This is a genomic window from Acinetobacter sp. A3 (assembly GCF_012371415.1).
GTDB lineage: Bacteria > Pseudomonadota > Gammaproteobacteria > Pseudomonadales > Moraxellaceae > Acinetobacter.
In genome coordinates, this window is record NZ_JAAZQW010000019.1 from 1 (window position 1) to 22,835 (window position 22,835).

General features: G+C 42.6%; 21 protein-coding genes, 4 tRNA genes and 1 pseudogene. 8 read left to right on the forward strand and 18 right to left on the reverse strand.

Annotated elements, in window-relative coordinates:
* Positions 1-81: 81 nt before the first annotated feature.
* Positions 82-486: a hypothetical protein gene (locus tag HHA42_RS07810; protein WP_168419391.1), complete on the forward strand. Its 405-nt coding sequence runs from the start codon at positions 82-84 to the stop codon at positions 484-486.
* A 96-nt stretch (positions 487-582) separates the two neighbouring features.
* Here the strand turns inward: HHA42_RS07810 and HHA42_RS07815 are convergent, their stop codons facing one another.
* The 6 genes from HHA42_RS07815 to hisB form a co-directional block, all read right to left on the reverse strand.
* Positions 583-1,485, reverse strand: coding sequence for a DMT family transporter (locus HHA42_RS07815; protein WP_168526032.1), 903 nt, complete (start codon positions 1,483-1,485; stop codon positions 583-585).
* Positions 1,486-1,568: 83 nt separating this feature from the next.
* Positions 1,569-2,300: a 1-(5-phosphoribosyl)-5-[(5-phosphoribosylamino)methylideneamino]imidazole-4-carboxamide isomerase gene (gene hisA / locus HHA42_RS07820; protein ID WP_168526034.1), complete on the reverse strand. Its 732-nt coding sequence runs from the start codon at positions 2,298-2,300 to the stop codon at positions 1,569-1,571.
* 67 nt (positions 2,301-2,367) lie between these two features.
* Positions 2,368-3,045: a 3'-5' exonuclease domain-containing protein 2 gene (locus HHA42_RS07825; protein WP_168526036.1), complete on the reverse strand. Its 678-nt coding sequence runs from the start codon at positions 3,043-3,045 to the stop codon at positions 2,368-2,370.
* A 165-nt stretch (positions 3,046-3,210) separates the two neighbouring features.
* The gene (locus HHA42_RS07830) at positions 3,211-3,675 is read right to left on the reverse strand and encodes a DUF805 domain-containing protein (RefSeq protein ID WP_168526038.1); all 465 of its coding nucleotides are present in this window, start codon (positions 3,673-3,675) and stop codon (positions 3,211-3,213) included.
* 169 nt (positions 3,676-3,844) lie between these two features.
* Positions 3,845-4,462 carry an imidazole glycerol phosphate synthase subunit HisH gene (gene hisH, locus HHA42_RS07835; protein ID WP_168526040.1) on the reverse strand — a complete coding sequence of 206 codons (618 nt, stop codon included), beginning with the start codon at positions 4,460-4,462 and terminating at the stop codon, positions 3,845-3,847.
* The gene (hisB, locus tag HHA42_RS07840) at positions 4,462-5,055 is read right to left on the reverse strand and encodes an imidazoleglycerol-phosphate dehydratase HisB (protein WP_004974403.1); all 594 of its coding nucleotides are present in this window, start codon (positions 5,053-5,055) and stop codon (positions 4,462-4,464) included. The genes hisH and hisB overlap by 1 nt, the downstream gene beginning before the upstream one ends.
* Positions 5,056-5,152: 97 nt before the next feature.
* On the opposite strand from hisB, the gene HHA42_RS07845 reads away from it, so the two are divergent.
* The 5 genes and pseudogenes from HHA42_RS07845 to HHA42_RS07865 all read left to right on the forward strand — a co-directional run bounded on the left by HHA42_RS07845 (position 5,153) and on the right by HHA42_RS07865 (position 7,346).
* On the forward strand, positions 5,153-5,530 hold the full coding sequence (locus HHA42_RS07845) for a GNAT family N-acetyltransferase (protein ID WP_168526042.1): 378 nt from the start codon (positions 5,153-5,155) through the stop codon (positions 5,528-5,530).
* A 142-nt stretch (positions 5,531-5,672) separates the two neighbouring features.
* Positions 5,673-5,748: transfer RNA gene (locus tag HHA42_RS07850), tRNA-Phe, on the forward strand.
* A gap of 134 nt (positions 5,749-5,882) precedes the next feature.
* Positions 5,883-5,958, forward strand: a tRNA-Phe gene (locus HHA42_RS07855).
* A gap of 159 nt (positions 5,959-6,117) precedes the next feature.
* Positions 6,118-6,868 (forward strand): annotated as a pseudogene (locus tag HHA42_RS07860) (class I SAM-dependent methyltransferase).
* A gap of 82 nt (positions 6,869-6,950) precedes the next feature.
* On the forward strand, positions 6,951-7,346 hold the full coding sequence (locus tag HHA42_RS07865) for a hypothetical protein (protein ID WP_004974410.1): 396 nt from the start codon (positions 6,951-6,953) through the stop codon (positions 7,344-7,346).
* A 107-nt stretch (positions 7,347-7,453) separates the two neighbouring features.
* Here the strand turns inward: HHA42_RS07865 and HHA42_RS07870 are convergent, their stop codons facing one another.
* The 3 genes from HHA42_RS07870 to ompR all read right to left on the reverse strand — a co-directional run bounded on the left by HHA42_RS07870 (position 7,454) and on the right by ompR (position 11,678).
* Positions 7,454-8,977: an acetyl-CoA hydrolase/transferase family protein gene (locus HHA42_RS07870; RefSeq protein WP_168460784.1), complete on the reverse strand. Its 1,524-nt coding sequence runs from the start codon at positions 8,975-8,977 to the stop codon at positions 7,454-7,456.
* Positions 8,978-9,284: 307 nt separating this feature from the next.
* Positions 9,285-10,745 (reverse strand): ATP-binding protein, encoded by a 1,461-nt coding sequence (locus HHA42_RS07875; protein ID WP_168526046.1) that lies wholly within the window; start codon positions 10,743-10,745, stop codon positions 9,285-9,287.
* A gap of 168 nt (positions 10,746-10,913) precedes the next feature.
* A complete protein-coding gene (ompR, locus tag HHA42_RS07880) occupies positions 10,914-11,678 on the reverse strand; it encodes a two-component system response regulator OmpR (RefSeq protein ID WP_168460780.1) in 765 nt (254 codons plus the stop codon).
* Between the two features lie 347 nt (positions 11,679-12,025).
* On the opposite strand from ompR, the gene HHA42_RS07885 reads away from it, so the two are divergent.
* Positions 12,026-14,377 (forward strand): Tex family protein, encoded by a 2,352-nt coding sequence (locus tag HHA42_RS07885; RefSeq protein ID WP_168526048.1) that lies wholly within the window; start codon positions 12,026-12,028, stop codon positions 14,375-14,377.
* A gap of 87 nt (positions 14,378-14,464) precedes the next feature.
* Here HHA42_RS07885 and HHA42_RS07890 read toward each other — a convergent pair whose 3' ends face one another.
* The 4 genes from HHA42_RS07890 to HHA42_RS07905 form a co-directional block, all read right to left on the reverse strand.
* Positions 14,465-14,776, reverse strand: a complete 312-nt coding sequence (locus tag HHA42_RS07890; protein ID WP_168460776.1) for a hypothetical protein — start codon at positions 14,774-14,776, stop codon at positions 14,465-14,467.
* Positions 14,777-14,882: 106 nt separating this feature from the next.
* The gene (locus tag HHA42_RS07895) at positions 14,883-15,173 is read right to left on the reverse strand and encodes a hypothetical protein (protein ID WP_168460774.1); all 291 of its coding nucleotides are present in this window, start codon (positions 15,171-15,173) and stop codon (positions 14,883-14,885) included.
* A 204-nt stretch (positions 15,174-15,377) separates the two neighbouring features.
* Positions 15,378-16,265: an SDR family NAD(P)-dependent oxidoreductase gene (locus HHA42_RS07900; RefSeq protein ID WP_168526050.1), complete on the reverse strand. Its 888-nt coding sequence runs from the start codon at positions 16,263-16,265 to the stop codon at positions 15,378-15,380.
* Between the two features lie 306 nt (positions 16,266-16,571).
* A complete protein-coding gene (locus HHA42_RS07905) occupies positions 16,572-17,849 on the reverse strand; it encodes an aminotransferase class V-fold PLP-dependent enzyme (RefSeq protein ID WP_168526052.1) in 1,278 nt (425 codons plus the stop codon).
* A gap of 282 nt (positions 17,850-18,131) precedes the next feature.
* On the opposite strand from HHA42_RS07905, the gene ettA reads away from it, so the two are divergent.
* Complete coding sequence (gene ettA, locus HHA42_RS07910; protein WP_096901294.1) at positions 18,132-19,793, forward strand: energy-dependent translational throttle protein EttA; 1,662 nt, start codon at positions 18,132-18,134, stop codon at positions 19,791-19,793.
* 122 nt (positions 19,794-19,915) lie between these two features.
* On the opposite strand, the gene HHA42_RS07915 is transcribed toward ettA, so the two are convergent.
* From HHA42_RS07915 to HHA42_RS07935, 5 genes are all read right to left on the reverse strand, one after another.
* Positions 19,916-20,257 carry a membrane protein gene (locus HHA42_RS07915; protein ID WP_026438243.1) on the reverse strand — a complete coding sequence of 114 codons (342 nt, stop codon included), beginning with the start codon at positions 20,255-20,257 and terminating at the stop codon, positions 19,916-19,918.
* A 153-nt stretch (positions 20,258-20,410) separates the two neighbouring features.
* Positions 20,411-20,486, reverse strand: a tRNA-Glu gene (locus tag HHA42_RS07920).
* Between the two features lie 36 nt (positions 20,487-20,522).
* Positions 20,523-20,598: transfer RNA gene (locus tag HHA42_RS07925), tRNA-Ala, on the reverse strand.
* A 57-nt stretch (positions 20,599-20,655) separates the two neighbouring features.
* Complete coding sequence (gene gltX / locus HHA42_RS07930; RefSeq protein WP_168526054.1) at positions 20,656-22,164, reverse strand: glutamate--tRNA ligase; 1,509 nt, start codon at positions 22,162-22,164, stop codon at positions 20,656-20,658.
* Positions 22,165-22,304: 140 nt separating this feature from the next.
* Complete coding sequence (locus HHA42_RS07935) at positions 22,305-22,601, reverse strand: hypothetical protein (protein ID WP_168418900.1); 297 nt, start codon at positions 22,599-22,601, stop codon at positions 22,305-22,307.
* Between the last annotated feature and the right edge of the window lie 234 nt (positions 22,602-22,835).

The window sequence follows — 22,835 nt, forward strand, 5'->3', positions numbered from 1 at the left end:
GTTACACGCTTGGCAACAAGACATTAACAGAGTGCGAATTAGTCCTTGACTATGTTTGACTACATTTTAAGGAACAGCACCATGTCAGATTCAGTCCATCCATACACAGTCGATCAAGACCCACATCGTTTATTGACCATGATTTTATATGTGTTGTATATCGTGGCAATTTTTTCAGCGGGGATATTGGCTGTTATTGCTTTAATCATCAATTATTTAAAACGTGGTGATGTGCAAGGTTCAATTTTTGCCAGTCATTTTACTTGGCAAATTCGTAGCTTTTGGTGGTATTTGGTCTGGAATATCGTGGCATTCATTCCCTTTGTTTTTGTGCTGTTCAGTCAGGATGTACAAGGCTTTGCCAGTATGACACTGTTTGCCACCCTGTTTTGTATCAGCGTGGTGGGGCTGTCATGGTTATGGATTGTTTATCGTGCCATTCGTGGTTTAATTCGGGTGAATGATAATCTGCCGATGTACCATTAAAAATCCTACACTTATTTTAAACCACAACAGCGCTGCAAAGGTCGGGCTGTCGGGATGCCTGTATCAAGTGTTTTAAGGCATGGTTTATGTTCAGGTTTAGGTTTGGGGTTTAGTTTTAGATTTAAAAAGTTTAGGCCGCCATTCACTGATGAATACGCCTAAAACAACCAAAAGCCCACCAAATAATGCCAGAATGGGTAAACGTTCTCCTGCTAAACGCCCAATCAGGGCTGCCCACACCGGTTCACCTGCATAAATAATGGCGGCTTGCGCAGGGTCTACCTGACGTTGTGCCCAGTTCATCACCCATTGAATCAGGGCACTGGCCATCCCCAAACCCAGTAAAACCACAACCAAGGGCAGCCGAAATTCAGGCAGTTGCGTTTCACCTAGCCAAGGTGCAACAGCAAAACACAGCAATGAAGCAAAAGCCAGTTGTAGCAGCGTCACACGTTTTAAATTGACCCGTTTGGCAAAATAACCAATCAAAATAATTTCAAATGCAATCGCAATGGCGCCAATGAGCGTCATGATTTGCCCAAAATTAAATTGCAGCGCACCCAAGCCATTGCCTGTGAGCAATAGCAGTCCCATAAAAGCCAAGACTGCGCCCAGCCAAGTCATAACATGCGGACGCTGACCAAAGCATAACCAGAGCAGCAGCGGCACAAGCGGGACATACAGCGCAGTCAAAAATGCAGATTCACTGCTGCTGATACTTTGTAAACCTATGGTTTGGGTGGCATAACCCAGTGCAATCACAGCACCAATTGTAAAACCTGCAAAAACTTCATATAGGTTGATCGCACTTAAACTACGCCGTGACAGCAGTGCAACGGCTAAAGTTGCTGCAGCAAAACGTAAGGCCACAAATAAAATTGGGCTGCTGAAATTCAAGCCATATTGCACCGTAATAAAGGTCGCACCCCAAATCAGCGTGATGAACATTAACGCCAGTTGAGGTGCTTTATGACGCAATGTATGGGTAAGATGAGGCATAGAAATGGATCAAGAATAGGTGAGGAAGAGCAAAAATCAATAAAAAAGAGGTCCGTAGACCTCTTTGAGCATCTCAGAACCAATTACAAGGCTTGTTCATCTAACAGCAATTGCGCTTCACGCAGGCTTAAAGTGCCTTCATAAATTGCACGACCTGTAATAGCGCCTAGAATGCCTGGCTGACCTTTTAAGTTGCGTACGTCATCTAAGTTGGTTACACCACCCGACGCAATCACAGGCAAGCCTGAATATTGCGCCAAGTTCACGGTTTGCTCAACGTTTACACCTTGCATCATGCCGTCACGGGCAATATCGGTATAGACAATGCTAGATACGCCTGCATCGGCAAAACGTTTGGCTAAATCAGTCGCTTTGACGTCAGTCACGTTGGCCCAACCATCGGTTGCCACCATGCCATTCATGGCGTCAATTCCGACAATAATGTGTCCTGCAAACTTTTTGCATGCTTCTTCTACAAAAGCAGGCTCTTGCACGGCTTTAGTGCCAATAATCACGAAAGACACGCCAGCATCTAAATAGTGTTCAATGGTTTCGAGTGAACGAATACCACCACCAATTTGAATTGGAAGCTCAGGTTGTGATTTTGCAATGGCTTCGACCACAGGCTTATGAATTGGCGTACCTGCGAAAGCACCGTTTAAATCGACTAAATGCAAGCGACGCGCGCCTTCATTTACCCAGTGCTGTGCAGTCGCCACTGGATCGTCAGAAAATACAGTATCATCTTCCATACGACCTTGTTTTAAACGAACACACTTGCCATCTTTCAGGTCAATTGCAGGGATGATCAGCATGCTTTCGCTCCTTGCCAAAAACTTAATGAATTCAATCTGTGCATCTTAACAAAGTATTGTTAAATCTCTAAGCATCTGTTGCAGGTTTTGTTTTAGATGGGCGAATCCGCAATTTGAGTGAACTGTTGGGAATGTGATCGGGCAATAAACCTAAACGCCCTAATTCTTCAAATACCAATACAGGTGCGTAGGCATCGGCAGCGGCATAGGCAATTTGCGCTTCGCTAAGTGATTGACGTGCCCAGTTTGAGGTGCTGATGCTTTTACTTTTGGGAAAATTCACATGAAATAACAGGGCCATGGCATTTTTGAGTCCCAATGGACTTTTAAAGCCAAAGCTAACAAAGCACTTGGATAATTCAATCACGCTATTCAGCTGCATGCCTTTTTTACGAAATAAATGGGCATCATTTTTAAGCCCAAAACCGACTTTAATTTGATCCCGATTGGCAAAAATCGGTTGTAAAAATTGCCAAATATCGGCATTGACCTGAAATAAATAGGCTTTTTCTAGCGTTGCCAGTTGAATTAAATGCGGGCCCGTAGACACTTCACCGACATTAAAGGTAGGTTTGGATTCGGAGTCGAAACCCAAAACGGCTGCGGTTTTTAATTCTGCTTCCACTTCAAGGCACTGTTCCAGCGTTTGAATCAGCATAATCTGCGCGCGGGGCAGATTTTCAAAGCGTGGTAATTGTTGAATTTGCTCAGGGCTTGGCAGGGTGCGCAAACGGGTTTGATCCATAATATTCAAAGCGGTAAAGAAGCCGTTTTAGCCTAAAGAATTTTGCAGAATTTGGCAAAGTCTAAAATATTGAAATATCGCTTTGCTTGAAAATTTTAAAAGTTAAAAAAATAGCCCAAGCGGTGTGGACTATTCTTAAACTTCAAATGGGTATGATTTAGGCTGTTATGCCATAAAGCCAGAAAATAAGCCGCCAAGGATTGCCAAAATAATCAGGACAATGAAAATCCAAGCCAGTACTTTTTCCCAACCTGCGGTTGGACGTGGAGCACCATAGCTATTCTGACGGTCATCGCCCGGGGCAAAGATCAGATATAAACCCAGAATAATATTGACCACAGGCACTAAAATCAGCAAAGACAACCAACCCGTATGATTGCGGTCATGTAGGCGACGGATGGTAAAAATAAAGCTAAAATAGAATGCAACGATATAAATAATAACAAGTAAGATCATGCCAATGCCCATAGAGCCTGAGCTTAGATCGACCAAAAGATTAGGTGCAATAATTGCAATGACTAAAATAAGCAGGGTCAGTACGAAACTGAGTAAGCAGTTCCAAGCTAAAAAAGACATGCGACCAAAACGCCCCGCTGCACTCAGTGCAGAATCTTCTACATATTGATTCATTGTTGTAATTCCTTGGTTTTTAAATTGAGTTAAAATTTTTTTGAATTAAAGGTATAAAAAACGTGCTAATTTTAAACAATAAAATAGCAGATGAAAAGTGAAAAACATTCACGCAAAAATAAAGCCGAGATTCACTCGGCTTTAGAAAAAATTCAGTGCTTTTAAAAACTTAAATTTTCCATTCCACAAAATTTTTAAGTAGCTGTAAGCCCGCAGTATGGCTCTTTTCAGGGTGGAACTGCGTTGCAAACAAGTTGTCTTGATGCAGTGCGGTACAGAAGGTTAGACCGTAATCACAGGTTGCAGCCACAATGCTGTCATCTTGCGGTTCAACATAGAAACTGTGCACGAAGTAGAAACGCGCGTCTTGTTCAATGTTGTTCCACATTGGGTGGCTCGGGTCATGTTGATGTACCTGATTCCAACCCATGTGCGGTACTTTTAAGCCTTCCACTTCTGGAAAGCGTTTAACCGTACCTGCAAAAATACCCAACGCATCTGCACCGCCATTTTCTTCAGAACGCTGCATCAAGGCCTGCATGCCCACACAAATAGCGAGTACAGGCTTATTAAAGACTGCGTTGCGTACCACTTCATCAATTCCTGCTTCATACATGCCTTGCATACAGTCACGCATGGCACCCACGCCAGGAAAGACGATTTTATCGGCTTGAGCAATCAGTTTTGGATCATTGGTGACATCCACCGTGGCACCCACATGCTCTAAAGCTTTGGCTGCCGAGTGTAAATTTCCCATGCCATAGTCAAGAAGGGCAATTCGGGTCATTAGAGTGTCCCTTTGGTCGATGCCACAGTATTTTCAGCACGTGGGTCTACTTCACATGCCATGCGTAAAGCACGTGCAAATGCTTTAAATACGCTTTCAATTTGGTGGTGGCTGTTTTTGCCTTTAAGATTGTCAATGTGCAGCGTCATTAACGCGTGGTTGACAAAGCCTTGGAAGAATTCTGAGAATAAATCTACATCAAAGCTACCAATGCGGGCACGGGTAAATGGAATATCCATAAACAAACCTGGGCGGCCTGATAAATCCACCACGACACGGCTTAAAGATTCATCGAGCGGTGCATAAAAGTGACCGTAGCGTTTTAAACCTTTTTTATCACCCAAGGCTTGAGCAAAAGCTTGTCCAAGCGTGATCCCGCAGTCTTCTACGGTGTGGTGATCATCAATTTCCAAGTCGCCATCACAATGAATATCAATATCAAACAAACCATGTCGCTTGATTTGATCAATCATATGGTCTAAAAATGGAATGCCAGTATTGAGTGTGCCTTGACCCGTACCGTCCAGATTCACACGAACTCGAATTTTAGTTTCGTTGGTATTTCTTACCACTTCACTGATACGTTGGGTCATAGACACGTTCCTCAAAAAACGTCAAAAATGATTGATGTAAATATGTTTTCGCTGTGACGAAGTCTCAGCATATTAGATTGCTCAGGAGGGTTAATCAATGCCTATTACCGTACATGCCTATACTTCACTAGAAAATAACGAAGTGCGCAGCCAGCTTGAGCGACTGTATGATACCAGCCCTGAATTTGGCGATGGGCAAGATGCGGTAAACCAACTTGAGCAGAACTTAGCTCAGTATACCCTACTTTACACGGCAGAATTTAATACTAAAGTGATTGGGGCGATTTGGTGCACGGGACAAGAGGACAGTCGGACGCTTGAATATATCGTGGTGCATCCTGCAAATCGTGGGCGAGGGGTAGCAGACCGTTTGGTGAGTGAGGTATGCCGTATGGAAGAAGCCAAAGGGGTGCAGCATTTCCAGCCGGGTTGTGGCGCAATTCACCGTTGTTTGGCGCATTTGGGCAAGTTGTGAGTCGGTATAGACACTCAGTCTATTATATAGGGTGATTTTTCATCAAAATAATCTTGGTTTTGCTGTAAAAGTAAACATTTGCACTGAAAAGCAAAAAAGACTATTGACGATTTATCACTGAAACTGTTTAATACGCGTCATTGGCGTGATAGCTCAGTCGGTAGAGCAACGGATTGAAAATCCGTGTGTCCCCAGTTCGATCCTGGGTCTCGCCACCATATTCAAAACGATTTAACGTTTTCAATCCCTGATCCCATCAGAGATTTTTTTTGCATAAAATTTATGCGATCAAATAAAAAAGTCATGATTTATATTGACTATTCAGCCGAGATACGGCTTAATACACGGCATTGGCGTGATAGCTCAGTCGGTAGAGCAACGGATTGAAAATCCGTGTGTCCCCAGTTCGATCCTGGGTCTCGCCACCATATTCAAAAAGCCTCAAACACTGTTTGAGGCTTTTTTTATACCCAAATATAAATGTTGAATACAAATCGGCTCTCTCTCGCTTCATCCAAAGTACACACTATCCATTTCAAAAGCTGTATTAGAATCAAATGGTCAGGGTCAGGGACAAGAAATACAGCATGAAAGATTTGTTTTCGCAGGGAAGTGCGTTGTATCGTCAGGCGCGTCCACAGTATTCAACTGAAATCGTCAATACGATTTTGCAGCATGTACCCGAGCGCCGTTTGGCGTGGGACTGTGGTGCAGGTTCAGGGCAGTTTACCCAGTTATTGGTGCCACATTTTCAGCAGATTTTAGCCACAGATTTAAGTCAAGCACAGTTGGAGTTGGCAACGCAGTGGGCAAATGTGAGTTATCGTACCTGCTTGGCGCAAGACAGTGGATTGGCGGATGCAAGTGTAGATTTAATTACGGTCGCACAAGCGATTCACTGGTTCGACTTTGATGCTTTTTATGCCGAAGTACATCGGGTACTAAAACCCAGTGGTGTGTTTGCTGCGGTGGGCTATGGTCTGATTCAGGTAGAAGATAAGGCAGTGAATACTGAAATTCAGCGCTTGTATGCTCAGACTTTAAAGGGCTATTGGGATGCCGAGCGCCGTTATATTGATGACTTATATCGCACAATTCCTTTTCCATTCCAAGAAATAGTCACGCCTGAACTTTGCCTGAAATATTGTTGGTCGGCAGCTCAGTTGTTGGATTATTTAAATACTTGGTCGGGGCTGCAGCATTATTTAAAGCAGCATACAGAAACGCCTTTGCTTGAACTACAGCAATTGTTACGGCAGCAGCCTACTCAGGTGTTTGGTATTCAGTTCCCCGTGTTGCTGCGTTTAGGTCGTTTGGTATAAAAAGTCAATGTATTGAGTGATTTTTGAACTTAAAATATAAGTTGGTGAAAAAAGGATGTTTCTCCACAGGTGTAATTTACCTATGTGCGAGGTGTCCAATGTTAAAATTTTCTCTCCCTATTTTATTCAGTCTTGCGCTGAGTCTCCCTGCGACTGCTTTTGCCAATCTTGATCAGCCTTTACAGGTCTTGGATGATTGTGCATTAAGTGCAGAATATGGGCAATCCAACAGCTTAAATTTGCTGCATGATCAATACCGCTTTACCGCGCAAGATGTGGTGAATCAAGTTCGAGCTGAACAAAACCTAGACTTAGCAAGCAAATTTGCAACTTTGGGTTCTCGTTTTTATATCAACCCGCAAGGTCAAACCGTGCTGCAAATTCAACGTGATGTCGTGTCTTTAGGTGTGATTGAAACCACACTCAGTGTGGATGGTTTGCGTCAGTTAGGACAGCATTTTATAGATGAATTTAAAGCTTTGGCATTTGAGTAAAGTCGAGTGCGTTGTCACAAATGACGTTGTGATAATTTATGAGACGTAAAAACTTAAGACATAAAAAAACGCCCTGAAAAATCAGGGCGTTTTTTATTGCACATGAATTACGCTGGTTGAGCCGCTTCTTGTTGTGCAGGTGTCAACATGTGACCGTGTTCTTCAAAGTTTGCATGCCAAGACAATGCTTCACGAAGTAGGTGAGGAGTATGACCACCTTTTTCACATGCACGCTCGAAGTAGTCATTCAATGCATTGCGGTACATTGGGTGTACACAGTTGTCGATAATTGCACGAGCACGTTCACGTGGTGCAAGACCGCGTAAGTCTGCTAAACCTTGTTCAGTTACCAAAATGTCAACGTCGTGTTCGTTGTGGTCTACGTGTGCAGCCATAGGAACGATAGATGAGATGTCACCGCCTTTCGCAATTGACTTGGTTACGAAAATTGCCAAGTGTGCGTTACGTGCGAAGTCACCTGAACCACCAATACCGTTCATCATTTTTGTACCACATACGTGTGTTGAGTTCACGTTACCGTAAATATCAAACTCAAGTGCAGTGTTAATACCAATGATGCCTAAACGACGAACTAACTCTGGGAAGTTAGAAATTTCTTGTGGGCGTAAAATGAATTTGTCTTTGTAGTGTGAAAGATTGCCAAATACGCGATCACCACATTTTTCAGACAAAGTCATTGAACAGCCAGAAGCGAACTTCATTTTGCCTGCATCAATCAATTCAAAGGTACAGTCTTGAAGTACTTCTGAGTACATGACCAAGTCTTCAAAGTTAGAGTGTTTGAAGCCTGTTAATACTGCGTTTGCAATTGAACCGATACCTGCTTGTAATGGCGCTAGGTTTTTCGGTAAACGACCTTGTGCAACTTCATTTTCAAAGAATGCGATCAAGTGATCTGCAATTGCTTGAGTTTCGTCATCTGGATCGGTCACGTTAGATGGAGAGTCAAGCAAAGTATCGTTAAATACAATACCTACAACTTTCGCTGGGTCTAACTGAATACCTTTGGTACCAATGCGTTGGTCAACGTGAGTTAACGGTACTGGACCACGTGTTGGGCGTGCTTCAGGAATGTAAATGTCGTGTAGACCTTCAAATTCTGTGCTTACCGTAGTGTTGATTTCAATAATGACTTTATCTGCAAATTCAACAAAGCTTGCAGAGTTACCTACAGAAGTTGTTGGAATAATTAAGCTGTCTTCAGTAATTGCTACTGCTTCAACAATCGCGATGTCTGGGCGTTTAAGCGTATTGTTACGCATTTGCTCAACAGTTTCAGACAAGTGCTGGTCAATAAACATAACTTGACCTTGGTTAATTGCTTTACGCAAAGTGTTGTCTACTTGGAACGGCATACGACGTGCCAAAACACCTGCTTCAGTCAATTGCTTGTCTAAATCGTTACCTAGACTTGCACCTGTAATTAAATCAATTTTTAAAGGATTGGTTTTTGCACGTGCAACCAATGCAAGTGGAACTGCTTTTGCTTCACCCGCACGAGTAAAGCCACTCATACCTACGGTCATACCATCTTGAACGAATTCAGCAGCTTGTTCTGCGCTGATTACTTTGTCGTGGAGGGAGGCTAAACGGATGCGATCTAAAGACATGGTGAACTCTCGTAAAATACTAAACTGATACCGATTGTACCGATCAAAAAAGGTATTTTGCATAGGTGTTAGGCTAAGGTCTAATTTTTTGCCTAAATGGTGGTATAAAAATATTAAATAATATATAAATAGTTGAATTTAATAGTTTATTTATATGTCGCTTGATAAATGTAAAAATTTATTTGATATATTTTTATACAATTTTGATATGCGCTGTGAGAAGTTTTTGCTTTGATTGCACTTCAGATTTGCTGTTGGTCTGAATTTGGTATATAGCCATTTCAACAGCATACAAAGCTGAGGGCAATTAAAAGTGCTCGCTCAGGCTTTGCTTGATTTTTTCTAGTGTGCCAAGGCTGTTTTTTTCCTCAACCTGTTCGGGTTGTAGTGGCAAGGTAATAATGGCTTCTAATCCGCCTTGTTCGCGGTTTTGAATGGTCAGTTCGCCCTGATGAATATCGACAATACGTTTTACAATTGCTAAGCCTAAACCACTGCCTTGTACGGTGCGCGCTTCATTGCCACGTACAAACGGCTGCATTAAATCAGCAATCTGGTCTTCAGGAATTCCTGTGCCGTTGTCGGCAACACTAATCCGAATCTGATCCTCCAGCACTTCTGCAGAAAGTTCAATTGGTTCTGCCCCATAGCGTTTAGAGTTGTTAATTAAGTTACCAATCAGACGTTTTAGTGACAAACTACGCGCCTGAATTAGAGGTAGTTCCTGTGCGGTATAGCGAATATCCAAAGGTTTAAACTGAATAATCAATTCCTGCAACAACACATTTAAATCTGTTTCTTGTAATTCTTCATCGGAACCATCACGCATATAAGAAATGAATTGATTCAAAATCGCATCCATATCTTCTACATCGTAAATTAAGCCCTCTTTTAAAAAGTCTTCATCGGGCATCATTTCAGCACTTAAACGAATTCGTGTGAGAGGCGTGCGCAGGTCATGAGAAATACCCGCCAGCATGATCCGACGATCACGTTCAGTCTGCTCCAAGGTATAAATCATTTGGTTAAAGGCTTGATTGACCTCACGAATTTCTTGTGGGCCGTGATTGGTTTCCAAATAGGGTGCTTTGCCTGTTTTACTGTAGCTATTGGCAGCATTTTGCAGACGACGCAAAGGGCGGTTTAGCTGGCGCACCAAAGTTAAAATAATCGCGGCTGCGAAAAGCGGGATACCTAAAAGCCAGCCAAACACCAGTTCAGGACTGTAGTTGGCATAGGTTTTTAGCGGCTCACGTACCCAGTTGCCATTCATTTCTGGGGTTTGAATCCAAATACGAGGGCTTGGCTTAAACTGGAAATATACTGTGACATCCTGCATTTTTAATTCAGTTGCCAGTTTTTTTTCAATTTGTCGGGTAAAAAATTCGGCAATGACTTTTTCCCGTACATTCGGATACTCACGTGGATCGGTCACATATTCAATCCCGACCCGATTTTTTAGCCAAGCATCTACATCAACTTCGGCTTCATTATGAAAAATGCGTAAATCAGGATTATTTAAAATTTCCAGCTCAACTGCTAAATAGCGTGCATGCTGTTGAATTTCAGGTAAATACAAAGTGCGCCAAAAGAACCACAACGACATAAACAGACTGAATAGCACCACAAAAACCACCAGTACCGCAGTGCGCATAGCGGCAGAACGTGGTTTGATTTTGTCTAAAAAACGCTCCCAGCGGGTACGTTTCTTTTCAGAATACGCCACATAATCGGTAAATTCTTGTGGGTCGATGGGTTCGAGTTTCACATCTTGTCCTGTGGCAGAGGTTGTAAAGCGAATTTGGTGAGTGAAATTTTATGATGAATATACTTTTTATTGGAATGTCTATTCTTTAAATCTTGTACAATGATCAGTATGTATAAATTTTGATCATTGTGTGAAGATGTGAGGCTAAAGCCTCACATCATTTCTAACTTATTCCGCACCATCTGGAACAAATACATAACCTACCCCCCAAACCGTTTGAATATAACGCGCACGAGCAGGGTTTTCTTCAATTAAACGACGTAAACGAGAAACTTGAACATCAATCGAGCGTTCCATCGCACCCCATTCACGGCCACGTGCCAAATTCATCAATTTGTCACGGGTCAAAGGTTCGCGTGGGTGTTGTACCAAAGCTTTGAGTACCGCGAATTCACCTGTAGTCAGTGTTACAACTTGACCTTCACGCGTTAAAGTACGGGTCGATAAATCTAGCGACCATGGGCCAAAACCGACCACTTCCATTTGCTGACTTGGTGCACCCGGTACTTCTCGCACTTGACGACGCAATACGGCACGAATACGTGCTAACAGCTCGTTTGGATTAAATGGTTTTGGCAAATAATCATCTGCACCTGCTTCAAGTCCTGCAATACGGTCTGAATCACTGCCGCGAGCGGTCAGCATAATAATTGGCGTATCGATGTTGGACTGACGTAAACGACGGCAAATACTTAAACCATCTTCTACAGGCAGCATAAAATCCAGTACGATTAAAGAGAACAGTTCACGCTGTAACAAACGATCCATTTGCGTTGCATCGTGGGCGGTTTTAACCACAAATCCCTTATCTTCCAAGAAACGTTGTAACAGGGTACGTAAACGCACATCATCATCCACAACGAGAATGCGTTCAACGCGGTCAGTTTCGTTGTGTACGGCATCTGTTTTTTCAGCAGGTACAACTAAACTCATGATGTGCTCCTTTATTCTTTATTGTCATCGTAAACAAAAAGTTGAGTTGGCTTTGAGTATACGATTCATTGGTATCTTTTGCCTATGCTCTAAAGCAACAAATATTGCAGATAAAATCAAGACATAGATACCAAATATATACAGCATTCCCATGACAAAAACTGACATATTTGCCCATTTGAGTCTAACATAAGCCTGAATTTTATTTAGATTTATAAAATTTTCCCGAATTGGCAAAAATCGCCAAAACACCACCATTTATAAAATTCATAAAACAATTGTGGATTTTATAGTCTTGGTCTTTATAATCATGGCTTTTAGTACTTATCCTTGTAGGATCACACACGATGACTGACTTAGTTCAGCAGTTAGCAAAAGAACTTGCCGTACGACCAAATCAAGTAGAAGCTGCCATCAAACTTATTGATGAAGGTGCTAGCGTTCCATTTATTGCACGTTACCGTAAAGAAGTGACGCAAGGTTTAGATGACACGCAGCTACGTCAGCTCGATACACGTTTATCGTATTTACGTGATTTATATGAGCGTCGCGAAAAAGTAATAGAATCACTCAAAGAACAAGATAAATTATCTGATGATTTATTGGCACGGGTAAACGCTGCTGAAACCAAAAATGCCTTAGAAGAAATTTATGCGCCTTACCGTCCTAAACGTACTAGTAAATCGTTTAAAGCCAAAGAAGCAGGTTTAGGTCCAATTGCAGCGCGAATTTTTGCAGAACAAGTCGAGCCAAGCGAAGCTTTAGCAGGCTTTAGCCATGCAGACTATCCAGATGTAGACAGTCAGCTAGATGCTGTGCAACACATTCTAATTGATGAATGGGCACAAAATATTGCCTTGACCACCGAATTAAAAGAAATTTTTGCCAAAACAGCGGTATTAAAAAGCTTGGTTGCTTCTGATGAGAAAAAAGAAGTGGGCAAAAAATTCCGCGATTACTTTGATTTTTCAGAAAACCTGAACAAAGTGCCATCCCATCGTTTATTGGCGATGTTGCGTGGTCGCCAAGAAAACGTCTTGGGCTTAAAAGTTGATGGTGAAGACAGTGCACCTTTGGCACGTATTGAAACTGAATATAATTTAGATCAGATTCAGCCGCAAGCACGTCAGGACTTTTTAAAACAAACGGCAAAATTGTTCTGGTTGGGCAAAGTACGTCCACAAATCGAACATTCATTATTGACTGAAAAACGTTTGGCTGCCGAAGCCGAAGCGATGGATGTCTTTGCAGAAAACTTGCGTCATTTATTGCTTTCTGCACCTGCAGGTGCACGATGTACGCTAGGCGTTGACCCTGGTATCCGTACAGGTGTGAAACTAGCTGTGGTGAACCAATCTGGCGATGTGGTTGCACATAGCACGGTTTATCCATTTGCACCTAAAGAAGACAAAGCAGGCGCGATTGAAGAGCTTGCACGTTTATGCCGTGAGCACCATGTTGATTTAATCGCGATTGGTAACGGGACTGCAAGCCGTGAAACTGAAGCGGTGGTGGCAGAAATGATGGCTGCACACAGCGACTTAAAATTGACGCGTGTATCTGTATCTGAAGCAGGTGCATCGGTATATTCAGCTTCTGAGTCGGCATCGCAAGAGTTGCCAGAGCTAGATGTGTCGATTCGTGGTGCAGTGTCTATTGCCCGTCGTTTACAGGACCCATTGGCTGAATTGGTTAAAATTGATCCGAAATCAATTGGTGTAGGTCAGTATCAACACGACGTGAATCAGGCAGGTTTGGCAAAAACCTTAGAAGCCGTGGTCGAAGACTGTGTGAACTCGGTAGGTGTTGATGTCAATACGGCATCTTCAGCAATTTTAGGTTATATCGCAGGTTTGAATAAAGCCATTGCACAGCAAATTGTAGATTACCGTAAAGAACATGGTCGTTTTGATAACCGCCAAGCCTTGAAAAACGTACCACGTTTAGGCGAGCGTACTTTTGAACAAGCTGCAGGTTTCTTGCGTATTCAAGCGGGTTCTGAGCCTTTAGATGCCTCAGCTGTTCACCCTGAATCTTATGGTTTGGTACAAAAAATTGCGGCTGCTAAAGCGACTACAGTCAAAGATATTATTGGCAATACTGAAATTATCCGTTCAGTGAATGCTGAAGAGTTTGTGGATGAGCAAGTCGGCTTACCTACCATTCAGGATGTTTTATCTGAATTGGAAAAACCAGGTCGTGACCCACGTCCTGAATTCCGTACGGCTAAGTTCCGTGAAGATATTACTGAGGTGGCACAGCTGACTGAAGGCATGCAGCTTGAAGGTGTGGTGACCAATGTAACTAACTTTGGTGCATTTGTAGATGTTGGCGTGCATCAGGATGGTTTGGTACATATTTCTGAATTGGCCAATGAGTTTGTGGCTGATCCGCATAAAGTGGTGAAACCAGGTCAAATTGTTCAAGTGCGTGTGTTACAGGTTGATGTAGAGCGTAACCGTGTAAACTTGTCGATGCGTCCAGAAGGTTCGGCTGCACCTGTTAAAGCGGCACGTCCAGCACGTCGTGATCAAGAGCAACGTACAGAGCGTAAGCCACAGGCGAAGCGTCCACAGCAGTCGCGCCCTCAGGCGGATCGCCCACAGGCTAAAAAGCCACAAGCTGCTAAACCACAAGAGAATAAAATTGGTGGTTTAGGTGCCTTGTTGTTACAAGCAGGGATTAAAGGTTCGAAGTAATCTTTAATTACAAAAACAAAAAGCTCCCGAATTGAGGGAGCTTTTTGTTTTACAGCTAATTTTTAGCTGTAGATTTTTAAATTCAATTTATATCAACGGCACAATCCAACTCACTAAAATGAGCATAATTCCCAAATGCCCAAGTTTACGTGTGACGGCCACTAATTTAGAGGGCGGTGCTTCAAGTTGGCGGGCATATTCCTGAAGGCTTAAACCTTGTGAAGCTTTACTGCTAAATAAAAATACGCCCAAATCAATACAAATTAAAATCGTGCCGATATCTGCAACAATTTCCAGTAATTCATATTCTTGCTGATAAAGCGCCATTGCAACCTGATAACTCAGAAACAAGGCAAAGGCAAAACAGCCATATTGTAAAATGAGGGCTAGGGCTCGCATAATTCATTCAAACGACTTAAAACAGCTGTGTTATAGCATAAAACAATCCATCAATTGAATGTTTTGTCGGATTACACGTGGTGGTTTAGATTGTTGGAGGAATGTTTTAAGCCATCCAGCTTTGCACAATAAAACAGGTAGCAATACTGCTTGCTGCCAATTTAGAACACAGATAAGCATAGTCTGTTGGAGCATCTGCTTGTGTTGCAGAGCTTGCAGGAACAGAAGTTGTAAGTCGACTGCGATAGCCGAGCTCCGATAGCACCACAATTAAACCTGCCAAAGTAATCACTTGGAAAATATTTATAGGATTGTGCATCAGCTCAGCATATAAGTGGTAGGCGCTCAAAGCCGCAGCAGAAAAACAAAACAGCTTAAAAAAATACAGTGTTTTCATTTTATTGTCCCTTTCATTCTTGCACTTATTGTGATGTTGCTTTCTTAAGCCAAGATTAAAATTTGCTTAAATTTGCATGAAAACAAAGCTTGAAACCATTCAAGAACTGTTGAATTGATGTTGTGGTATTGCAAGGGATGTAAAAATGAAGCCATAAAATAGGCGACCGATTGGTCGCCTAAATTCAAATTTGAGCAGGTTGAATTACCAGTGTTCACCTGGGAATAAACGCGCATACGCTTTTTGTACCCAGTTGAGTTTTTGCTGTTCGCCGACTGAAGCGCTTGAACTCGGGAACAGGTTATAACCAATTGACATGAGTTTGTTGTTGATGTCTGGTGCAATTGCATAAGTGATTGAAGCCAAACGACCCAGATGTGTCGCAATTTTCTTCGGACGTTTCACAATTGCATAAGCAATTAAATCTGCAGCTTGTTCAGGTGAAAGCGTTGGCACGTATTTATAAATTTTAGTTGGTGCAATCATTGGGGTACGCACCAATGGCATATACACCGAAGTAATTGCAATTTTATGCGTATGCGCTTCTGCAGATAGACAGCGACTAAATGCGTCTAGCGCAGCTTTAGATGCAACATAAGCAGAGAAGCGAGTTGCGTTGGCCAATACACCAATCGAGCTGATATTGATGATATGGCCATCTTTACGATGCATCATCTGCGGTAAAATATTTAGCACCAAACGTACCGCGCCAAAATAGTTCAATTGCATGGTACGTTCAAAGTCGTGGAAACGGTCAACCGATTCGTGTACTGCACGACGGATTGAACGACCTGCATTGTTAATCAGAATATCAATATGGTCGACTGAAGCAAGAATCTGTTGTGATACTGCATCAATCGATTGCATATCGTTTAGGTCGCAAGGGAAAACCGAAGCTTTACCTCCACGGGCTTCAATTTCAGCTTTGACTTGTTCTAAGGTTTCCTGAGTACGTGCAACTAAAAGCACATGCGCACCCGCATCGGCCAGTTTATGTGCCACTGTTAAACCGATACCACTTGATGCACCTGTAATAAGGGCAACTTTACCATTTACACGCTTTTGAAAAAGTTTCTCTAATTTTGGCTTCACGCTAATATTCCTGATTTAAGTTCCCAGATTGTCGTTTTTATTGAGATTGCTCATCCAAATCCTACCGTGATCTGGACTAATTTACTTGGCTTTATGATAGCCGATTGTGTAAAAAAAGCTATGAAATAAGTGATTGAATTTTCAGATGAATTTAGAGTAATTACTCTATTTTAATACGCTGGCTATTCTTTTTTTTACCATGAAATAAAGCTAATGCAAAGACATTCAAGGAAAAATTAAAATAAAAAGGCATCCTGTTGAAATAAATCAGCAGGATGCCAGTATAAAACTTGAACTGATGAGTTTTTATACAGCAGCGAGAGCCTGTTCCAAATCGGCAATTAAGTCATCGGCATGTTCAATCCCGATAGATAAACGCACCATATCTTCACTTACGCCTGCGGCTTTCAGTTCATCGGCATTTAGCTGACGGTGTGTGGTGGTCGCAGGGTGGCATGCTAAGCTCTTGGCATCACCAATATTTACCAAACGAGTGAACAGTTGTAAGGCATCAATAAAGCGGGTGCCACCTTCACGGCCATCTTGTACACCAAAAGACAGAATTGCCGATGGCTTGCCTTTTACGTATTTTTGCGCCAATGCATGTTGAGGGTGGTCTTTTAAACCTGCGTAATTGACCCATTTTACTTTTGGATGAGCCTGTAAATATTCCGCTACTTTTTGCGCATTTTCGGTATGGCGTTCCATGCGCAAGCTTAGGGTTTCTAGGCCTTGCAAAATCAGGAATACGTTGTGCGGGCTAATGGCTGCACCTGTGTTGCGTAGTGGTACTACACGTGCACGTGCGATATAAGCTGCAGCACCTATGGCTTCTACATAATTGACACCGTGATAGCTTGGGTCTGGTGTGTTGAGTGCTTTAAAGCGTTCAGGATATTTGCCCCAAGGGAATTTACCGCTATCGACAATAATGCCACCAATAGAGGTACCATGACCGCCAATATATTTGGTCAGTGAGTGGATGATGATATCTGCACCGAAATCAAATGATTTTTGCAATACAGGCGTGGCCACAGTGTTATCTACCACTACAGGAATACCGTATTCGTGTGCAATTTTGGCAATCGCCTCAAGGTCAATAATATTGCCCAGTGGGTTACCAATTGACTCTACAAATACCAGTTTGGTTTTGTCATCAATCAAGTCACGCAGTGCTTCTGGATTCTGATAATCGAAGAAACGCACTTCAATGCCTTGTTTTGGCAAAGTATGAGCAAATAAGTTGTATGTCCCGCCATATAAAGTCGATACTGAAGCAATGTTGTCACCTGCTTCGGTAATGGTCTGAATCGCATAAGTAATAGCAGCCATACCTGATGCCAAAGCCAAGGCGCCAATCCCGCCTTCAAGTGCAGCAACACGTTGCTCCAACACCGCAGTGGTCGGGTTCATAATACGGGTATAAATGTTGCCTTGTACTTTTAAATCGAATAAATCGGCACCATGTTGTGTATTATCAAAGGCATACGATGTAGTTTGATAAATTGGTACAGCTACTGCTTTGGTGGTCGGTTCTGGGCTGTATCCTGCATGAATCGCCAAGGTTTCGTCTTTATAGGTCATGTTTACTTCATCTTCGTGAGTTAAATTGGCTTGAGTCTAGCATTTTTCAATATGAAAGAAAGCGTCAAAATATTGCAATATTTAGCGTGAAAGTTGATATAGCACTTAAGTAGATGGGCGGGCTGCAAGCTTAAAGACAGAGTTGTAACAAAGCGTGCAAGATGTTTGGGGTGTCTTATTTTTTCTCTGTATTCAGGTATAATACCCGATTATTTTTTCGCTCATTAGAGCAGGGGCTGCTCATCTGAGCCCCAGATTTGGTTTTCTATTGAGGAGTCCTACGTGGCCCAATATATTTATACGATGAACCGAGTGTCGAAAATGGTTCCGCCTAAGCGCGAAATCCTGAAAGACATCTCTTTATCATTTTTCCCAGGTGCGAAAATTGGTGTGCTTGGTTTAAACGGTGCAGGTAAATCGACGTTGCTCCGTATTATGGCGGGCGTAGACAAAGATTTCTCGGGTGAAGCACGTGCGCAGCCAGGCATCAAAATTGGTTATCTTGAGCAAGAACCACCTTTGGACGAGAGTAAAGACGTTCGTGGTAACGTGGAAGATGGCTTGCGTGAGCCACTTGATGCTTTGGCTCGTCTTGATGAAGTCTTCGCTGAATATGCGGCTGAAGATGCTGACTTTGACGCACTAGCCAAAGAGCAAGAAAAGCTTGAAGCTATTATTCAAACTTGGGATGCACACAACCTTGCAAACCAGATGGATCAAGCTGCTGCAGCACTGAACCTGCCTGCTTGGGACGCAGACGTTTCTAAGCTTTCTGGTGGTGAACGCCGTCGTGTAGCACTTTGCCGTTTGCTTTTGTCTAAACCAGATATGTTGCTACTAGACGAACCGACCAACCATTTGGATGCCTCATCTGTTGCATGGTTAGAACGTTTCTTGAAAGACTTCCCAGGTACCATCGTCGCGATTACGCACGACCGTTACTTCCTAGATAACGTGGCTGAATGGATTCTAGAACTTGACCGTGGACATGGTATTCCATACCAAGGTAACTACTCTTCTTGGTTAGAGCAAAAGAACGCGCGTCTAGAGCAAGAACAGAAGCAAGAAGAGTCTTTTGCGAAAGCATTGAAAAAAGAACTTGAATGGGTTCGTTCTAATGCCAAAGGTCAGCAAAAGAAAAACAAAGCACGTATGGAACGCTTTGAAGAGCTTAACTCGCGTGAATTCCAGCAACGTAACGAAACTTCTGAAATCTACATTCCACCTGGTCCACGTCTGGGCAACAAGGTGATTGAAGTTGAAGGGATCAGCAAATCGTTTGGCGACCGTACCCTGTATAAAGACTTGAGCTTTTCAGTACCACCATGTGCCATTGTTGGTATTGTCGGTGAGAACGGTGCAGGTAAAACGACGCTATTCCGTATGATGACTGGCGAACAGCAACCAGATACCGGTACGGTAACGCTGGGTGAGTCGGTTAAAGTGGCTTACGTGGGTCAGATTCGTGACACCTTAGACGACAACAAAACTGTTTGGGAAGAAGTGTCTGGCGGTTTAGACATCTTGCGTATTGGTGAATACGAAATCGCATCTCGTGCCTATATCGGTCGCTTTAACTTCAAAGGTCAAGATCAGCAAAAACGTGTGGGTCAATTGTCGGGTGGTGAGCGTAACCGTTTACAACTTGCCAAAATCCTGCAAATGGGCGCTAACGTGATCCTGCTGGATGAGCCGTCAAACGACTTGGATATCGAAACTTTACGTGCACTTGAGGATGCCATTCTGGTATTCCCAGGTACTGTAATGGTGATCTCGCATGACCGTTGGTTCCTAGACCGTATTGCAACGCATATCTTGTCATTTGAAGGTGAAACACCAGAATTCTTCACTGGTAACTATACTGAATTCGAAGAATATCGTCGCAAACGTGATGGTGATGACTTAGTAACCAAGCGTCAAAAATATCGCAAAATCGGTGTGTAATTATTCCGGACGTTTCTAAATAAAAAACCAGCCTTAGGGCTGGTTTTTTTGTGTTCATTCAATCATGCTGATTGAGTATCAAAACAACAGCATGATGTGAAATCTGAAAAGAGTAACAGTGTTTAAACTTCCCACTCATGTGAACATTCACGGCACTTCCATTGTTTTTGCGACTGCATAAAGGCCTGCATGGAAATTTTAAAATCAGGCAAATCACGGTAGAACAAGAAGCCTGCAATCACACATACAACAAATACCGCTACAGTAATGCTTTGTAAAGTCGTGCCTGCACCATCGCCAAAAATCCACATGGCAATACTAATTAAAACCAGAAGCAATAATACAAATACCGCAGGAATGAGCATCACCAAGCTTTTAGGCACAACAGGACGTGGCGTTGCTTGACCTGCCTGTGCAACAGGCATGATTTTTGGGCTTTGACATTTAGGGCATCGGTATTGCATTACAACTCCAAAATTCTGATCTAATTGTTATTCTAACGAAATGTGCGACAAATAAAAAACAGTCTGTCAGAAAACAGGGCAATAAAAAAGCCCAAGTCGTTGCTTGAGCTTCTTTATAAGATGAAGATAGGTGCTTTATATTCATCTTGAATATGGCGTCCCTACGGGGATTCGAACCCCGGTTACCGCCGTGAAAGGGCGATGTCCTAGGCCTCTAGACGATAGGGACTTGATGAGGCAACACAGGTAAAGCCTTATTTAAACTTGGTGGAGTCAAGCGGGATCGAACCGCTGACCTCTACAATGCCATTGTAGCGCTCTACCAACTGAGCTATGACCCCAGTCTGTGTGAGCGCAATATTAGGGCTATTGCGTTCACACGTCAACAAAAAAATGAATTAAGCTGGATCAATTGCATCATTTTTCGGCAATTTGATGCTTTCATTCAGTTTTTCCCAGACTTTAACTTCTTTTTTGCTTGGGCCGCCTACAACTTCTAAGGCATTGCGCAAACGTGCAAAAGTTAGGTCAGGGCCAATGGTGACCATGGTTTGCATGACTGGCGTAGACGCAGTTGAACCTGCAATAGCAATAAAGAAAGCAGGCATGAAATCACGCAATTTGATTTCCATTTGGTTGGCCAAATCCATGAGAGTTTGGCTCACGGTGTCATTGTTCCAAGTAAATAGGCTTTCTAAACGCCAAATGGCAAATTGCAGACTTTGACGCACTTGTTCTTCAGATAGCTTTTTGCTTTCAAACTGTTCTTTGCTCAAGCTTGGGAAATGGTTGAAGTAATGAGCAGACCAATTCACCGCTTCAGACAACAAGTTAATACGTGGTTGAATTGCGACCGCAATATCTTCAAGCTTGGCACGATCTGCTTTCCATGCAAGCAAGGTATCCAGCAGTTCAGCAGGAGATAATGCTTTAATCCATTGACCATTCAGCCAGTTCAATTTTTCTACATCAAAAATTGGGCCACCTAGTGATACACGCTGAATATCAAAGTGTTCAATCATTTCGGCTAACGTGAATTTTTCACTTTCATCTGGCATTGACCAACCCATACGGCCTAAGTAGTTCAGTAAGGCTTCTGGCAGTACCCCAATATCTTTGTAGTAGTTAATTGAAGTTGGGTTTTTACGTTTAGATAATTTAGATTTATCTGGGTTACGCAACAATGGCATGTGACACAACACAGGCATATCCCAACCAAAATATTGATATAGCAATTGATGTTTGGGTGCAGATGGAATCCATTCTTCGCCACGAATTACGTGAGTGATTTGCATTAAATGGTCATCTACCACGTTGGCTAGATGGTAAGTTGGTAAGCCATCGGTTTTGAGCAAAATTTGCATGTCGACCTGCGCCCATGGAATTTCCACTTCACCACGCAGCATATCGTTAAATTTACATACGCCTTCGGTTGGGACTTTCATGCGGATCACATGCGGTTCACCTGCAGCTAAACGACGCTGTACTTCATCTGTAGAAAGATTCAAGCCACGACCATCATAGCGAGGGCTTTCACCACGTGCTTGCTGTTCTGCACGCATCTGATCCAGTTCTTCTGCAGTTGCGAAACAGTAAAAAGCATGGCCTTGTTCAACCAGTTGCAAGGCATATTGCTTGTAAATGTCCATACGTTCAGATTGGCGGTATGGTGCATGAGGACCACCAACATCTGGACCTTCTGCCCAGTTTAAGCCTAACCAACGCAATGAATCCAAAATCATTTTTTCAGATTCAGGTGTTGAACGCAGTTGGTCGGTATCTTCAATACGAAGAATAAACTCACCGCCATGCTGTTTGGCAAAACATAAGTTAAATAAGGCGATATAAGCCGTTCCCACGTGCGGGAAGCCAGTAGGAGATGGGGCAATACGAGTACGAACAGTCATAACCAAAAATAATTCAAAATGTAAATTGAAACTATTATAACGAAAAAGCCCAAGTACTTAATGTTAAATTCAACATTCTGTACTTGGGCAGTTCGGCTGCTTTTGAAAAGGGGATCAAAGGCAGTGAAATTGGGTGTTGCTTATGAGTTGCCTTGCGGGAATAAGGCTTGCACAAAACGGCTGAAACGTTGGTTTTGCAAAGCAAAGAAGCTTTGTGTCGGTGCAACATTAATCGAGGTCAGTACTTTTAAATCATTATTTGATTCAAATTTTTGCTTGTCTGCCTGTTTTTGCTGGGTAATGGCTTTTTCAATTAGGGAGTTTTTTGCAGGTGCAAGGCTGCTTTTAGTTTCAGCCGACTTTATGACTGCAGCATGGCTAACCGTAGCAAGTGAGCTTAAGCTAATGAGTGTTGCCAAGATCAGTTTAGATGTCATTCTGATTTCCCCCTTTGTTTATGAATGCACTGACAATTTATAAGTTGTTCTAATACCGTTACCATTTAATCACAAAAAAGCATCCAAAAAGTAGACTTGCGTCACACTTTTTTCAAAATAGTAAATAATCAGGATTGACTATATACCGATTTTGCAGATGATCTGTCATTTAGAACATGTTGTAACAAACAAGTGTGGAGAGATCGTGAAGATTATTACAAAAGTCACAATAAA

What these genes read in the sequence shown, in the direction of transcription:
- HHA42_RS07810 (WP_168419391.1), top strand. Translation starts at nt 82, where the DNA reads ATGTCAGATTCAGTCCATCCATACACAGTCGATCAAGACCCACATCGT.
- HHA42_RS07815 (WP_168526032.1), bottom strand. Translation starts at nt 1,485, where the DNA reads ATGCCTCATCTTACCCATACATTGCGTCATAAAGCACCTCAACTGGCG.
- hisA (WP_168526034.1), bottom strand. Translation starts at nt 2,300, where the DNA reads ATGCTGATCATCCCTGCAATTGACCTGAAAGATGGCAAGTGTGTTCGT.
- HHA42_RS07825 (WP_168526036.1), bottom strand. Translation starts at nt 3,045, where the DNA reads ATGGATCAAACCCGTTTGCGCACCCTGCCAAGCCCTGAGCAAATTCAA.
- HHA42_RS07830 (WP_168526038.1), bottom strand. Translation starts at nt 3,675, where the DNA reads ATGAATCAATATGTAGAAGATTCTGCACTGAGTGCAGCGGGGCGTTTT.
- hisH (WP_168526040.1), bottom strand. Translation starts at nt 4,462, where the DNA reads ATGACCCGAATTGCCCTTCTTGACTATGGCATGGGAAATTTACACTCG.
- hisB (WP_004974403.1), bottom strand. Translation starts at nt 5,055, where the DNA reads ATGACCCAACGTATCAGTGAAGTGGTAAGAAATACCAACGAAACTAAA.
- HHA42_RS07845 (WP_168526042.1), top strand. Translation starts at nt 5,153, where the DNA reads ATGCCTATTACCGTACATGCCTATACTTCACTAGAAAATAACGAAGTG.
- HHA42_RS07865 (WP_004974410.1), top strand. Translation starts at nt 6,951, where the DNA reads ATGTTAAAATTTTCTCTCCCTATTTTATTCAGTCTTGCGCTGAGTCTC.
- HHA42_RS07870 (WP_168460784.1), bottom strand. Translation starts at nt 8,977, where the DNA reads ATGTCTTTAGATCGCATCCGTTTAGCCTCCCTCCACGACAAAGTAATC.
- ompR (WP_168460780.1), bottom strand. Translation starts at nt 11,678, where the DNA reads ATGAGTTTAGTTGTACCTGCTGAAAAAACAGATGCCGTACACAACGAA.
- HHA42_RS07885 (WP_168526048.1), top strand. Translation starts at nt 12,026, where the DNA reads ATGACTGACTTAGTTCAGCAGTTAGCAAAAGAACTTGCCGTACGACCA.
- HHA42_RS07890 (WP_168460776.1), bottom strand. Translation starts at nt 14,776, where the DNA reads ATGCGAGCCCTAGCCCTCATTTTACAATATGGCTGTTTTGCCTTTGCC.
- HHA42_RS07895 (WP_168460774.1), bottom strand. Translation starts at nt 15,173, where the DNA reads ATGAAAACACTGTATTTTTTTAAGCTGTTTTGTTTTTCTGCTGCGGCT.
- HHA42_RS07905 (WP_168526052.1), bottom strand. Translation starts at nt 17,849, where the DNA reads ATGACCTATAAAGACGAAACCTTGGCGATTCATGCAGGATACAGCCCA.
- HHA42_RS07915 (WP_026438243.1), bottom strand. Translation starts at nt 20,257, where the DNA reads ATGCAATACCGATGCCCTAAATGTCAAAGCCCAAAAATCATGCCTGTT.
- gltX (WP_168526054.1), bottom strand. Translation starts at nt 22,164, where the DNA reads ATGACTGTTCGTACTCGTATTGCCCCATCTCCTACTGGCTTCCCGCAC.
- HHA42_RS07935 (WP_168418900.1), bottom strand. Translation starts at nt 22,601, where the DNA reads ATGACATCTAAACTGATCTTGGCAACACTCATTAGCTTAAGCTCACTT.